Origin of the sequence: Pseudalkalibacillus decolorationis, assembly GCF_024609785.1 — a bacterium.
In the GTDB taxonomy this organism is placed as follows: Bacteria; Bacillota; Bacilli; order Bacillales; family Fictibacillaceae; genus Pseudalkalibacillus; species Pseudalkalibacillus decolorationis.
This window is the reverse complement of sequence record NZ_JANHJQ010000038.1, coordinates 23,122-37,166: the sequence shown is the minus strand read 5'-3', so window position 1 is coordinate 37,166 and position 14,045 is coordinate 23,122. Positions and strand designations below refer to the sequence as shown.

General features: G+C 41.0%; 13 protein-coding genes and 1 pseudogene. 1 reads left to right on the top strand and 13 read right to left on the bottom strand.

The genetic code is table 11. The features are described 5' to 3' along the window. Positions 1 to 202: 202 nt before the first annotated feature. The 12 genes and pseudogenes from NON16_RS22925 to NON16_RS22870 all read right to left on the bottom strand — a co-directional run bounded on the left by NON16_RS22925 (position 203) and on the right by NON16_RS22870 (position 12,882). Positions 203 to 1,489: an adenylosuccinate synthase gene (locus tag NON16_RS22925; RefSeq protein WP_257351734.1), complete on the bottom strand. Its 1,287-nt coding sequence runs from the start codon at positions 1,487 to 1,489 to the stop codon at positions 203 to 205. A 192-nt stretch (positions 1,490 to 1,681) separates the two neighbouring features. Then, the gene (gene dnaB, locus NON16_RS22920; protein WP_257351733.1) at positions 1,682 to 3,046 is read right to left on the bottom strand and encodes a replicative DNA helicase; all 1,365 of its coding nucleotides are present in this window, start codon (positions 3,044 to 3,046) and stop codon (positions 1,682 to 1,684) included. Positions 3,047 to 3,070: 24 nt separating this feature from the next. Continuing rightward, on the bottom strand, positions 3,071 to 3,517 hold the full coding sequence (rplI, locus tag NON16_RS22915; RefSeq protein WP_257351732.1) for a 50S ribosomal protein L9: 447 nt from the start codon (positions 3,515 to 3,517) through the stop codon (positions 3,071 to 3,073). Further along, positions 3,514 to 5,487, bottom strand: coding sequence for a DHH family phosphoesterase (locus NON16_RS22910; RefSeq protein ID WP_257351731.1), 1,974 nt, complete (start codon positions 5,485 to 5,487; stop codon positions 3,514 to 3,516). Before NON16_RS22910 ends, rplI begins: the two co-directional genes overlap by 4 nt. 19 nt (positions 5,488 to 5,506) lie before the next feature. Beyond that, on the bottom strand, positions 5,507 to 6,436 hold the full coding sequence (locus NON16_RS22905) for a YybS family protein (protein ID WP_257351730.1): 930 nt from the start codon (positions 6,434 to 6,436) through the stop codon (positions 5,507 to 5,509). Positions 6,437 to 7,164: 728 nt separating this feature from the next. Continuing rightward, complete coding sequence (gene rpsR / locus NON16_RS22900; RefSeq protein ID WP_257351729.1) at positions 7,165 to 7,392, bottom strand: 30S ribosomal protein S18; 228 nt, start codon at positions 7,390 to 7,392, stop codon at positions 7,165 to 7,167. Between the two features lie 109 nt (positions 7,393 to 7,501). Beyond that, complete coding sequence (gene ssb, locus NON16_RS22895) at positions 7,502 to 8,047, bottom strand: single-stranded DNA-binding protein (protein ID WP_257351728.1); 546 nt, start codon at positions 8,045 to 8,047, stop codon at positions 7,502 to 7,504. A gap of 17 nt (positions 8,048 to 8,064) precedes the next feature. Then, positions 8,065 to 8,358 carry a 30S ribosomal protein S6 gene (rpsF, locus tag NON16_RS22890; RefSeq protein ID WP_257351726.1) on the bottom strand — a complete coding sequence of 98 codons (294 nt, stop codon included), beginning with the start codon at positions 8,356 to 8,358 and terminating at the stop codon, positions 8,065 to 8,067. Between the two features lie 141 nt (positions 8,359 to 8,499). Then, complete coding sequence (gene ychF, locus NON16_RS22885; RefSeq protein ID WP_257351725.1) at positions 8,500 to 9,597, bottom strand: redox-regulated ATPase YchF; 1,098 nt, start codon at positions 9,595 to 9,597, stop codon at positions 8,500 to 8,502. Positions 9,598 to 9,807: 210 nt separating this feature from the next. Then, positions 9,808 to 11,529 (bottom strand): annotated as a pseudogene (locus tag NON16_RS22880) (molybdopterin-dependent oxidoreductase); the annotation flags it as partial. 26 nt (positions 11,530 to 11,555) lie between these two features. Then, a complete protein-coding gene (locus NON16_RS22875) occupies positions 11,556 to 11,756 on the bottom strand; it encodes a DUF951 domain-containing protein (RefSeq protein ID WP_257351723.1) in 201 nt (66 codons plus the stop codon). 103 nt (positions 11,757 to 11,859) lie between these two features. After that, the gene (locus NON16_RS22870) at positions 11,860 to 12,882 is read right to left on the bottom strand and encodes a YkvI family membrane protein (protein ID WP_257351722.1); all 1,023 of its coding nucleotides are present in this window, start codon (positions 12,880 to 12,882) and stop codon (positions 11,860 to 11,862) included. A 99-nt stretch (positions 12,883 to 12,981) separates the two neighbouring features. Here NON16_RS22870 and yyaC point away from each other — a divergent pair, with 99 nt between their 5' ends. After that, the gene (gene yyaC, locus NON16_RS22865; RefSeq protein ID WP_257351721.1) at positions 12,982 to 13,599 is read left to right on the top strand and encodes a spore protease YyaC; all 618 of its coding nucleotides are present in this window, start codon (positions 12,982 to 12,984) and stop codon (positions 13,597 to 13,599) included. Positions 13,600 to 13,901: 302 nt separating this feature from the next. Here yyaC and NON16_RS22860 read toward each other — a convergent pair whose 3' ends face one another. Then, positions 13,902 to 14,042, bottom strand: a complete 141-nt coding sequence (locus NON16_RS22860) for a hypothetical protein (protein ID WP_257351719.1) — start codon at positions 14,040 to 14,042, stop codon at positions 13,902 to 13,904. Between the last annotated feature and the right edge of the window lie 3 nt (positions 14,043 to 14,045).

The following is a 14,045-nucleotide window of genomic DNA, read 5'->3' as shown; positions in this document are numbered from 1 at the left end:
CCGCGGAAAATTTTAGACTACCAGACACCGGATGAATTTTTCGAAAGTTGTGTAGCTTTGGTGGCCTAGGCCACCAAAGCTACACAACGGAGGTTCTCCCTATGGCCTTATAGGGTGTTGCATTTAATATTGCAATTCACGAAAAAACGGCTGACCCAAGAAGTTCTGTTGAGAACTTTTGAGTCGGCCCCTTAGTGATGTTTTATGAAAAAACCCCGCGGACCATGTTTGTTTGCTTTCGGTCTGGTCCGACAGAAAAGATCGATAATGGTATTCCTGTTAGTTGTGAAATGCGTTCAATATAGTGGCGGGCATTTTCAGGAAGCTCATCTAATGAATGGACTCCGGTAATGTCCTCTGTCCAACCAGGGAGCTCTTCATAAACTGGTTCGCATTGAGCAAGTACTTTTAAGCTTGCTGGGAACTCCTCCATTACTTCACTCTTGTATTGGTAAGCTGTACAGATTTTCAACGTTTCAATCCCTGTTAAAACGTCGATCGAGTTAAGGGAAAGATCTGTTATACCGCTCACTCTGCGTGCATGGCGGACAACAACACTGTCAAACCAACCAACACGGCGTGCGCGTCCTGTAGTTGTTCCATACTCACGGCCAACTTCACGGATTTGGTCACCAATTTCATCATTAAGCTCGGTAGGAAATGGTCCGTCTCCAACACGAGTGGTGTAGGCTTTTGAAACACCGACAACATGTTGAATTTTTGAAGGTCCAACACCTGATCCGATTGTTACGCCACCAGCAATTGGGTTGGAAGATGTAACAAACGGGTAGGTTCCCTGGTCAATATCAAGCATAACACCTTGTGCACCTTCAAACAGTACACGACGTCCTTTATCGAGTGCATCATTCAATGTAACTGACGTATCCGTAACATAAGAAGCAACTTGCTGTCCATATTCGTAATACTCATCAAGAATATCTTCAATTTTGAACCCTTCAACTTCGTACACCTTTTCTAACAGGCGATTTTTCTCACGAAGGTTTTGTTCAAGCTTTTGTTCAAATTCTTCTTTATCAAGTAAGTCCGCAACGCGAATGCCAATACGAGCTGCTTTATCCATATAAGCAGGCCCGATCCCTTTTTTCGTTGTACCAATTTTATTAGCACCCTTGCTTTCCTCTTCTAAAATATCCAGTTTTAAATGATAAGGAAGTATGACATGGGCACGGTTAGAAATCCTTAGATTATCTGTGCTAACCCCTAGATCATGCAAGTATTTCAATTCTTCTACAAGCGCCTTTGGATCAATAACCATACCGTTTCCAATTACGCATGTCTTGTCCCCATAAAAAATTCCAGATGGGATTAAGTGTAATTTATATTTTTTACCGTTAAAAACAATCGTGTGACCAGCGTTATTTCCACCTTGGTAGCGTGCGATCACTTCAGCATCTTCAGATAAATAGTCTGTAATCTTTCCTTTTCCTTCGTCTCCCCATTGGGTACCGACAACAACAACAGAACTCATTATTTTACACCTCCACGATTATGTATCAGTATTCGTCTATTGTTCGAAAATCCATGCTTAGTGTATCAATTCATGCTATCAAAGTCAATGAAATCCGAACATTAATATAAAATAATTATATTACGTTCGTAGTTTAGTAGGTTTATTGTGTATCAAAAAAACAAAAAAACAGAACGCTTTAGCTGCGTTCTGTTAAGCTCCTGGGGGCATTTCTCTTTCGTCATGACGCCGCTCTAGGTTCACGAATTTGTTGTATTCTTTCACGAAAGCCAATTCGACCGTTCCAACCGGACCGTTACGTTGCTTGGCAATAATGATTTCTATTATGTTCTTACTCTCACTTTCCTTATCGTAATAATCATCACGATATAAGAAGGCCACAATATCAGCATCCTGCTCGATACTACCAGATTCACGGATGTCAGACATCATTGGGCGCTTATCCTGACGCGATTCTACACCACGGGATAATTGGGACAATGAAATAACCGGGACCTCAAGCTCACGTGCAAGTGCTTTTAATGACCGGGAAATTTCAGAAACCTCCTGCTGCCGGTTTTCACCTGATTTCCCATTCCCACGAATAAGCTGCATATAGTCAATGAGGATCATTCCGAGTCCTTTTTCCTGCTTAAGACGACGACATTTTGCACGAATCTCACTAACACGGACTCCTGGTGTATCATCAATATAAATTCCTGCGTTTGATAAGCTCCCCATTGCCATTGTTAGCTTCTGCCAATCTTCACTTTGTAGGTGTCCGGTACGAAGTCGTTGTGCATCTATATTTCCTTCCGCACAAAGCATACGCATAACAAGCTGTTCAGCACCCATCTCCAAACTGAAGATTGCAACGTTTTCATCGGTTTTCGTGGCAACATTTTGGGCAATGTTCAGTGCAAAGGCTGTCTTACCTACTGAAGGACGGGCAGCAACGATAATTAAATCATTTCGTTGGAAGCCTGCAGTCATCCGGTCAAGTTCAACAAATCCTGTCGGAATCCCTGTAATATCCCCTTTACTGTTCTGAAGCATTTCAATGTTGTCATAGGCCTGCACCAAGACGTCCTTAATCGATATAAACGCACCCGTATTCTTTCGTTGTGCAACCTCGAGAATATTCTTTTCTGCCTCATTCAGAATTTCTTCTACCTCATCCTCACGCGAATAGCCGTTTGCTGCAATATCGGTAGCCGTACGGATTAATCGTCGGAGTAGTGATTTCTCTTCAACGATTTGACCATAATAATCAATGTTTGCTGCCGTCGGTACTGCATTTGCAAGGTCACTTAAATAGGAAACTCCACCAACTTCTTCAAGAAGTCTTCGATCCTGTAAATCAGACGTTACCGTAACCAAATCGATAGGCTCGCCTTTCTCAGAAAGATCGACCATTACTGAAAAAATCCTCTGATGGGCTGCTCTATAAAAATCATCTGGCATTAACAGCTCTGTAGCTGACGTTAAGGCCTCTGGCTCCAGAAAGACAGCCCCAAGGACTGCTTGTTCTGCTTCTATATTATGAGGAGGGGTTCGATCTGAAAAAAGATCACTCATCCTACTTCCTCCTGTTCTATTCCACTAATTTTGTTCTTTCACTTGTACTTTTAACGTAGCGGTTACTTCTGGATGAAGCTTGATTGGAACGTTCGTAAATCCTAAGCTACGGATTGGTTCAGACAACTCAATTTTTCGCTTATCCACTTTAATTTTCTTTTTCTTTAGTTCTTCTGCAATTTGCTTACTTGTAATCGATCCGAAAAGACGACCACCTTCACCTGCTTTTGTTGAAAGCTCAATTTTAAGGTTTTCGAGCTCATCTTTTAGCTTCACGGCTTCATGACGTTCTTCTTCAGCTTGTTTCTCCTGACTCTTTTTCTTTTGCTCAAGTGTCTTCATGTTCCCGGAAGTTGCTTCCTTTGCCAAGCTATTTGGAAATAGGTAGTTACGAGCATACCCTTCTGATACGTTCTTAACTTCACCCTTCTTCCCTTTACCCTTCACATCTTTCATTAAAATGACCTTCATACCTTTTCTCCCCCTTCAAAATAATCATCTAATATCTGTTTCAAGCGTTGCTCCGCTTCCTTAATCGTCACATTCTCTAATTGAGCAGCTGCATTTGATAAATGGCCGCCGCCATTGAGTTTCTCCATAATTAATTGCACATTCACATCACCAAGTGAACGAGCACTAATACTCACCTTATTGTCCGTGCGCTTGGAAATGACAAAGGATGCAAGTACTCCAGACATAGAAAGGAGCGTATCTGCAGCCTGGGCTATAAGCACCTGTCCGAACTCTTCATCATCATCACCAAGAGCTATCGCAATGCCACCTTTATAAATCGCAGCATTTTCGATCAATCGTGAACGCTTCACATAACGAGCAATATCCTCTTTCAAGAATTTCTGAACAAGAATCGTATCTGCTCCGTGCGATCGTAAATAAGAGGCAGCATCAAACGTTCTGGAGCCTGTACGTAATGTGAAGCTCTTGGTATCAACAATAATTCCTGCAAGTAATGCTGTTGCCTCAAGTATATCCATCTTCCGCAGCCTAGGCTGATATTCTAATAACTCAGTTACAAGCTCTGCAGTGGATGATGCATACGGCTCCATATATACAAGTACAGGATCATCGACAAACTCTTCTCCACGACGGTGGTGATCAATCACGATTACCTTTTCAAGCTTGTATAGCAAGCGTTCTTCAATGACCATTGAAGGTTTGTGAGTATCTACAACAACGAGCAACGTATTCGGTGTCGCACGCTCTAGTGCTTCCTCTGCTGTAATGAAATGCTCCCACAGTTCTTCTTTTTCTCGTATTTCTTCAAGCAATCGTTGAATACCGATATCAATGTCATCCGGATCAAGGACAATACTGCCCGGCTTCTCGTTAATACTTGCGACTTTTAAAATACCCATACAGGCACCAATCGCATCCATATCGGGATTCTTATGACCCATCACTATAACTTGATCGCTATCAGCGACAAGCTCTGTTAATGCATGAGAGATTACCCTTGCCCGGACGCGCGTTCGTTTTTCCATCGGGTTCGTTTTCCCACCGTAAAAGCGCACCTTACCGTTCGTCTGTTTAATCGCAACCTGGTCCCCACCTCGACCGAGTGCTAGGTCAAGACTCGACTGGGCTAGCTGCCCAAGCTCAGGTAGATTAGAAGATCCACTGCCAAGTCCAATGCTCAGTGTTAATGGAATGTTTTGTTTCGAAGTTAGTTCCCGCACCTCATCAAGCAAAGCAAATTTGGTTTTCTCAAGATCAGATAAAATACGCTGGTTCATAATAGCAACAAACCGTTCTGATGATGTCCTTTTAAGAAAAATCCCATAATCATTTGCCCATTGATTCAGGATTGACGTGACCTTACTATTAATATTACTTCGTACTTGGTCATTCATCCCTTGGGTTACTTCATCATAGTTATCAAGGAAAATAAGGCTAACAACCGACTGCTCTTCATCATAAAGACGCTCCACTTCAACCTGCTCGGTTACATCTGAAAAGTATAACAATCGCTCTTCCTTTTTTAAATAAACGCGGTACTTACGCTTATTTACCTTAATGATCGTTTCTTTTTCTTCTCCCTGGATAAATGGCACAAGTTCTCCTGAAATCAAATTCAATGAATTACCGATAAACGATTCTTGTTCGATAATTGTCGTTAAATACGGGTTGGTCCATTCAATCTTGTACTGCCCATCGTATAAGATAATCCCGATCGGCATTTCCATAAGTGCCTCTTCCCCCACTTTTTTTACACGGTGCGAGAGAGTAGTAATATAATCTTCTATTTGTGACCGAAATTCGATTTCTTTAATTAATACCAAATAAATCGTTCCACCTAGGAAAAAAAGGGCGACGATTCCAATAATCCAATTGTAAAACGTTATAATACCAATAAAAACGATTAAGATAACAAAGAGCAGGAGAATATGTAATTCCTGCCACCTTTTTTCAAAAAACTTTGGCATGACGTTCAGCTCCTACGCTTCAAGCCTTTATTCGCTTTCTCAAGTCAAAACCTAAATCAATTATACCTAAAATCTGCACGATAGAAAATCCTATTGGAGTTAGAAAAACAAAGATGGTAATAACTACCGGAATCGCTTTGCTCTGTTTCTTTACCCAAAAATAGTAATGAATGAAACTTAAACCTTGAAGAACTAAGATGATTCCAACAAGTTTATAAAGGTTTATTGTCACAATATAGAGGGTTGTTCCTTGTTCAGGACTGGTATACATCAATATAATTGTAGCAAGGTAATACCAAATAACACTCTTTGGAAACGACCAATCTCGAAATGGTCCCCACTTAGGTACCTTAACATTAAATCGCTTTAACACTAAATTAGAAACAAAAATTGAAAGAAACGCAAGAACAACCGCGGAAAGGACTAGTGCTGTTGGAATCAAATAAGGGATCATTTCTACATATTGATTAAGTTGTTCAATCCCCTGATCTACATCGCCACCGACAAAGCCACCAATATCTTTAGTCAGTGAAATGGTTTCTTTAATCTGTTTCTGTACTTGCGCAATGAAATCTATCTCTAAAAACAAGATGGTAATTATGTATACAAGAATTAAGTTAAGTAAATACGTTAATGTCGCACCTAACAACAGTGCAAATGAAGACTTTTTTTTGTTATAAAGTACACCTAAAACAACCCCAACAGATCCAAATAAAATTGGCATGAGGATCGCAGTAGGACTTCCGAGTATAACGGTTAAGACTAACGCAACCCCAACTAATAGAAAACTCTTTTTCAACCCATGACGGACTGTATAGAGTGTAAATGGAAGGGAAAGCGCAAACATACTAACCAACGATAGGATTGGTATGAAAAGTGTAATTAACAATAATATAGCGTAAACGGATGCCATAATCGCACCCTCAGTTAATGCCTTTGTTTGATTCAAAATGTCACCCCATCTGTACATAAAGAAAACTTGGCAAAGCCAAGCCTTCGGCGCCGGCTGAGCCTTAGTTGCGCTTATACTATAGAAAGTATTTTTATACTTTCTTAACGTGTAAAGAAAACATAGAACGATCCACTCTACCCTATTGTATGAGTTTCCTCGTCTATATTCAAATCTGAACCGCACATTCTACATTTTGATTACCCACTAAAGTGATATGTAAGTGAGATAGACACTGTCAGATCTTAATATTATCAATCGTGTGTCAAGCGATAAAGGGATGTTCCGCACTGGGTTCTAAAGGAGAATACGGATGATCTTGAGGAAAGGAGAATCAGAGTACCCTTAAGAACTGACAAGCTATCTCACATTACTATACTATGAATGGCAACGGATATTGTTTGGACAAGTGATTGAAGGCATTGACACATTTTCGTCAAAAATCCACCTATATACTTAAGAAAAGCGCAAGCGCCTTGACCAGGTGCGATAAAGAAGACTTGGTAAACGCCAAGGCGATTACCATAGTCGCCCTTATGCCTGTGGTGCAAGCGCTGGAGATTCTGTAACAGAACACGCTTTTTGTGTTTGTGGAAGAATCGAAGCGACCTCGAGCACCTAGGCGCTGAAGCTAGACATTGCATCTATGCAACTAAAATTTATACTTTCTTATCTTTTAGAAAGGAAAAAACGCAGCGGACATTGTAATCCAACTGCGTTTTTTATATTTATTCTGCTGAATATGGAAGCAATGCCATTTGACGGGCACGCTTGATTGCTCGTGTTAATCGACGTTGGTACTTCGCAGAGGTTCCAGTTACACGACGAGGAAGAATTTTTCCACGCTCGGAAACGAAACGCTTAAGAAGATCAACATCCTTATAGTCGATGTATTTAATCTGGTTTACTGTGAAAAAGCACACCTTTTTACGCTTTCTACGTCCTGGACGAGGCATATATACCCCTCCTTCCTTTAGCGGTTATTCAAAAAGTCCGGTTCATCTTCCTTTTTGAATTTCTATTTTGGATCTTAGTCGTTCATATATCGTTTGATGAGCCTATTGGTCAGAACGGCAAATCGTCATCGGAAATGTCGATTGGTTTGCCATCGTCAGCAAATGGATCATCATTAAAGTTGTTTTTACGGTTCTGGTTGTTGCCGCCTTGATTACCACCAGGACTCTGATTTCCGCCACCGGAATTCTGATTCCCAGAATTCCCGTAACCGCCCTGTCCTCCGAATGGATTGTCTTGATTTCCATATCCACCCTGTCCAGAGCCGCCACCTGAGCCTTTTGGTTCAAGGAATTGTACACTTTCTGCCATCACTTCAGTCACATAGACGCGGCGACCTTCGTTGTTATCATATGAGCGTGTTTGCAAACGTCCATCGACACCTGCAAGACTTCCCTTTTTCAGAAAGTTTGCTGCGTTTTCAGCTTGTCTGCGCCAAACCACGACGTTGATAAAGTCCGCTTCACGTTCACCCTGTTGGTTCGTAAATGGACGATTCACAGCAAGTGTGAAATTTGCTACAGCTACTCCGTTCGGTGTATATCGTAAGTCTGGATCCTTCGTTAGACGGCCGACAAGAATAATGCGGTTGATCAACAGAACCACTCCTTCAATTACTGTTGCTGTTCGTTCACGATCGTCATAAAACGAAGAACGTTATCGTCGATCTTTAAAAGACGGTCGAATTCGTTAATTGCTTCAGACGGTGCTTTAACGTAAAGTACCGTGTAGTAGCCATCACGAAAGTCATTAATTTCATAAGCAAGACGACGCTTACCCATGTCTTTAACTTTTTCAATTTCAGCACCGTTATCAGTGAGGATTGTTTGAGCCTTTTCGTTCGCAGCCTTTTGTGTTTCCTCTTCTAGATTCGGGCGCAGAATGTACATGATTTCATATCTACGCATTCCGGTCACCTCCTTTTGGTCTTAGCGGCTTCTGCCTTATACAGAAGCAAGGAGAGTCAATTATTTTTCAATATTAACTCACATCGACTTATTATACCAAAATGTTTCGGGCAAGACAAGAGCCTTCTGTAGTTCTCTAAACTAGACGTTAAATCTAAAGTGAATGACATCTCCATCTTGAACAACATATTCTTTACCTTCAAGTCGTACCTTTCCATTTTCCCGTGCTACACCCATCGATTCCGCCGTAACTAAATCCTCATAAGAGACAATCTCTGCTCGAATAAAGCCACGTTCAAAATCGGTATGGATAATTCCAGCTGCTTGTGGTGCTTTCGTTCCTTCACGGAATGTCCATGCGCGGACTTCTTGCTCTCCTGCAGTAAAATACGTTGCAAGTCCGAGTAAATTGTAGGCAGCACGGATTAACTGATCGAGGCCACTCTCTTCTATCCCAATTTCCTCAAGGAAGACTTGTTTCTCTTCTCCATCTAGTTCCGCAATTTCAGATTCGACCTTTGCAGAAACAATGATCACTTCAGCATTTTCCTGTGTTGCAAAGTCTTTCACACGATCTACAAGCTGATTTCCGCCTTCAATAAGATCTTCCTCAGCAACATTGGCAACATATAATACAGGCTTCATCGTTAATAGATGTAAGCCATGAACAAGCTTTTTCTGCTCCGTTGTCAGTTCCACACTGCGGGCACTGCGTTCATCTTCAAATGCTTCTTTAAGCTTTGTAAGGATTTCGTATTCAAAGGAGGCTTCTTTATCCTTTTGACGAGCTAATTTCTCAACACGCGTCATCCGTTTCTCAACCGTTTCCATATCCGCAAAGATTAGCTCAAGATTGATCGTTTCAATATCATCAATCGGATCGACCTGTCCAGATACATGTGTAATGTTATCATCCTCAAAACAACGAACCACATGAGAGATAGCATCGACCTGGCGAATATGAGAGAGAAATTGATTTCCGAGCCCTTCTCCTTTACTTGCTCCTTTAACAATTCCAGCTATATCTGTAAACTCAAAATGAGTCGGTACCGTTTTTTTCGGTTTAACAAGCTCTGTTAACTTTTGAAGTCGATGGTCAGGTACATCAACGATTCCCACGTTAGGGTCAATTGTACAAAACGGATAGTTGGCACTTTCCGCTCCAGCTTGTGTAATTGCATTAAATAGAGTGGACTTGCCCACGTTCGGTAGTCCAACAATTCCAGTTGTTAAAGCCATCTATATACACTCCTTTTAATAGCACATTCGTACTTGCATCCTTCCCAATTATAGAGAGAAGTCAATAAAAACACAAGCAGAGGAACACCTGTCAACAAGCATACCCTCGCTATTTCTTATACAAGCCACCAAGCTGGTTTGGCGATTTTTTCTGAAAATATACTAATTATAGTATAAGCTATGTACAGAAGTTGTTTGTAGCCCTTTGAGCAACTGATAATGCTGTGAATGATTGGAACGTAATGGATGAATCGTCAGCAGTTGAAACGGAAATTGTTCATAGCGTTCAGGTGAAAGTTCCTTTGATTCATTCGGAAACACCCATTGAATTCTTCCATCTTTCCCTTCTTGCTCAGCCTTTTGAGAAGTAAATTCATATTTTCCACTTGGGGTTTGAAACGCTTTGTTTTGCCATGGGACCGCATCGATTGGGAGAAGCATACGTTTTCTTTCTTTTATCTGTTCAAGTGTAATGTCTCGTTTGTTAAGATTGGCAAGTCCCATTTTCAGAAACTCATCTATTGAGTATTCAAATGCATCTCCAAATCCTAGGCGTTTAGCAAGCTCAGTCCAAATCCAATGAGCCGATTTTGCTTCTCCAGGGGCATCTACAAGCTTTGGTCCATAGTTTACGTAATGATGATACATTGACGCATAATAAAGATCCTCATCTTCAAAAACCGTGGTACACGGCAACACATAATCAGCCACTTCTGCTGTATCGGTCATAAATTGATCGATTACAACGACAGTATCAATGGACTGAAATGCCTTTGTCGCTAGGTTCGTATCCGGGAGCTGAGTTAGGGCATTGCTTCTCGTTATAAAAGCCAACTTGACGGTGGGGTCATTGGCCGTTAAAATCTGCTCCGCCTGGTTCATTCTCGTAAAATATCGTACTTTCTTTTTACGGTGCTCGAGGGTCAGCTCTTCTCTTGAAAAGCTCTGACCTACTCCAAGGTTTGCATAATTCGCACCGCCGCCTGGGATCCCAACATTCCCGCTCATCGCTACAAGTGCGTCGATTGTCCGAACAGTGTTACCTCCATTCCGATAACGCTGCATTCCAAGTCCGATAAAAGATGAAGCGGGACCAGATGTATAGTATTCTGCTAATTCCTCAATTGTTTCACGTGGAACAGTCGTCAGATTACTCACTTCTTCCAGGGTTACTCGATTTAGCAATTCCTTGATATCTGAAAAGCCGATGGAATGATTTTCGATAAACTGGCAATCTTCTTTTCCCGCTTCGAAAATGACCTTCATAATCCCCAATGCTAAAAACCCGTCTGAACCTGGTCGAATTGATACATGAAGGTTTGAGATTTTCGCTGTAGCGTTTTGTATCGGATCAATGACAGCAATAGGGATCCCTCTTTTTCGAGCCTCTTGAAGTTTTGAAAAAAGATGCATGTTTGTCGTTGCAACATTTCTTCCCCATATGACAATCGCTTTACTATTCTCAATATCCTCTGGGGCATGGCTGTATGCATTACCGAAGTCCCATTTCTGAGCTTCGATACCCGCACCCCAACAAAGATTACCTACAACCTCTGTAATGCCGCCGTAGGCATTAAAAAAGCGCTTGTCTAAATTTTTTAGTAACCCATTATTCGAATAATCATGACTGTGCAAGACTGCTGTTGTTCCGACCGTCTCTTTCAGCGAACTCATTTTATCAGCAATTTCATCCAATGCCTGTCTCCATGAGATTTGCTTAAATGTACCGTTGATCTTTTTCAAGGGATATAAAAGACGATCTGCGGAATTTGTCCGAGCTTCAAGCATGTGTCCTCTTCACAAATTTTCCCTTTCGTAATCGGATGATCAGAATCTCCCCACTTTTATTACTGTATTATTGTCGACCGACACATGAAATCCACATGCATCCCAGCAATTCAGTGGACATGCTGACTTTACATCCTTTTTCAATGGTCCCCTCTCCCCATTTAACTCAACTATTCCGAAGCCTTTATGAGTGTTTTTTTCATCTTTCTAGTGAACTCTCTTCTTGGCAGTAAGACACTATGCTCACACCCCATGCACTTAATTCGGATATCAGCACCCAGCCTAATAATTTTCCAACGATTTTCCCCACATGGATGAGCTTTTTTCATTTCCACAATATCATGAAGATCAAATTCTTTCGTTTGGTTCATAGCATCTCTACCTCCATTCTTATAAACGTATCCGTGATTGATAATACTACTATAGTACAGAGGATAGCAGTTGTACGCAACTATGATTTTCGTCTCTTCACAATTACTGTAAAGATTTTGATCTTTTCATAAATGGCTGTAAAAGGATAGCAGCTAGAATGTATAGGTTAACAATCCCGTAAATCGGGTATAAAACCGCTATGAGCGTGGAAAAACCAAACGTCGTAAGTGGCATCATAAATATCAATAGAAGCGCACTCATCATCCAAAGCGGCAGCTGTACATGTTTTCGGAACCTAGAGATAATACCAAATACCCCTGAAGCGGCTGTCGTGTAGATCGCAATCCATAGCAAAATGGACATGATCAACACCCAAAAATATGGATAATGTTTTAAAATTCCAAATAAAGGGATTTCATAGAGCATAATTTCGTTTGCGATAGAAATTAGAGATTGATTGTATAGCAATGATATTCCACCAAGAACAAGTCCACTGCCGATGCTTGCGATCAATATTTCACCTTTACGACGGATCTGGTTTCCAACAGCAGATAACACTGCAACGAGCGGTAATATATTGAGAGCTGTAAATGTAAAGGCTGATGGCCAGTTTTTCTGATTTCTGAAATCAAGCGGAAACTGTTGTATGTGATCCTGCATAAAGACAAACAAAACAAACAATAAGAGCAAAACAAGTATTGGAATGACAAATGCGTTCATCGAGATCATCCCTTCAACATCCCATAAGAACAGAACAACTAATAGAACGACGATGAAAAGCACACCAATCCAATATGGAATTCGGAACGTATGCAACGTTGCTCCTCCACCTGCCAACATAACGACTGTCGTTGAAAATAAGTACAAAATAATTAATAGGTCAAAGACTACACTTAGCCTTGGACCGATTAATTGTTCCAAAACGGGTCGATAATGAATACTCTTCTTGCTATAACTTACCGACATGATGACGTAACAACAAAAACTGAACAAGACCGAAAACAAGCCGATAGCCAGTACACTTTCATGGCCAAAAAATTGCCATAGTTCTCTTCCGGAGGCGTATCCAGCTCCGATTACAGTACCTAAAATTAAGAACATCCATTGAAACCCAGCTCGCACCAATTTCGTATCCTCCCTAACGGTTCGTAATTAATCGGAAGTATGTATAGAGAGCAAAATTTTTCCGTATACTGTTACTATTATTACAAAGGAGAGGGTCCTATGAATCTTAAACGGAGATTGATGCCAAAAAAACCGTTTCAACATAAAGTTCACCATGAAGAACAGGACGCTGTGCAGGAAATCACTAGGAGTTTGATTAAACTGGTCCCTAACTCAAGGCCTATCGTCATTGTATGCATTGGAACGGACCGCTCCACAGGAGATTCATTAGGGCCATTAGTCGGAACAAAGTTAAAAGTAAAACAACCTCCCAATTATGAGGTTTACGGAACACTAGAAGAACCCGTTCATGCGGTTAATCTAGAAGAGCGCCTAGAGCAAATTCAAGCTCAGTATGAAAATCCATTTATCATCGGAATTGATGCTTGTCTTGGAAAGTTAAGCAGTGTCGGGATGGTCTCTCTCGGAGATGGCCCGGTTAAACCAGGTGCAGCAGTTAAGAAACAACTACCACCAGTCGGTGATATACACATGACAGGAATTGTCAATGTGAGTGGATTTATGGAGTATTTTGTTCTACAAAACACTCGGTTGAACCTAGTCATGAAAATGGCTGAATTAATCGCAGAAGGAATATACTTAGCAAGCTTACGAATCAGCTTCCAAAACCGAACTGCTGAACGCGCCTTCTCGAACGACCTCGCCGAACTACAGTAATTGCAATTAGAAAAGTAAGAGCACCTACACATCACATTTACTTTCTTAACTAAGAAAAGCGGAAGCGGCTTGACCAGGTGCGACAAGCGCTGGAGATTCTGTAACAGAACACGCTTTTTGTGTTTGTGGAAGAATCGAAGTGACGATCTGCGCACCTAGGCGCTGAAGCTAGACATTGCATCTATGCAGCAAAATTTTATACTTTCTTTACTTCACAAAAAAACGCTTCGATTCATTGGATCAAAGCGTTTTGTCATCTTGTTTTAAATATTGTTCGTATATAAGATTGATTACTTCTAGGACTACGTTGTCAGCCTCATGATGTTCATAACGATTCGGTAATTCTTTTCCTCCAATGACATACAGAAGCGGATTTTGATTGAAAGCACCGATAATCCCAAATCACTTTCAATTTCTATCATTTTTCCTATTAGCTTATCCAAACG

Coding starts and splice junctions, on each gene's coding strand:
- NON16_RS22925 (WP_257351734.1), bottom strand. CDS start 1,489: ATGAGTTCTGTTGTTGTTGTCGGTACCCAATGGGGAGACGAAGGAAAA.
- dnaB (WP_257351733.1), bottom strand. CDS start 3,046: ATGAGTGATCTTTTTTCAGATCGAACCCCTCCTCATAATATAGAAGCA.
- rplI (WP_257351732.1), bottom strand. CDS start 3,517: ATGAAGGTCATTTTAATGAAAGATGTGAAGGGTAAAGGGAAGAAGGGT.
- NON16_RS22910 (WP_257351731.1), bottom strand. CDS start 5,487: ATGCCAAAGTTTTTTGAAAAAAGGTGGCAGGAATTACATATTCTCCTG.
- rpsR (WP_257351729.1), bottom strand. CDS start 7,392: ATGCCTCGTCCAGGACGTAGAAAGCGTAAAAAGGTGTGCTTTTTCACA.
- rpsF (WP_257351726.1), bottom strand. CDS start 8,358: ATGCGTAGATATGAAATCATGTACATTCTGCGCCCGAATCTAGAAGAG.
- ychF (WP_257351725.1), bottom strand. CDS start 9,597: ATGGCTTTAACAACTGGAATTGTTGGACTACCGAACGTGGGCAAGTCC.
- NON16_RS22875 (WP_257351723.1), bottom strand. CDS start 11,756: ATGAACCAAACGAAAGAATTTGATCTTCATGATATTGTGGAAATGAAA.
- yyaC (WP_257351721.1), top strand. CDS start 12,982: ATGAATCTTAAACGGAGATTGATGCCAAAAAAACCGTTTCAACATAAA.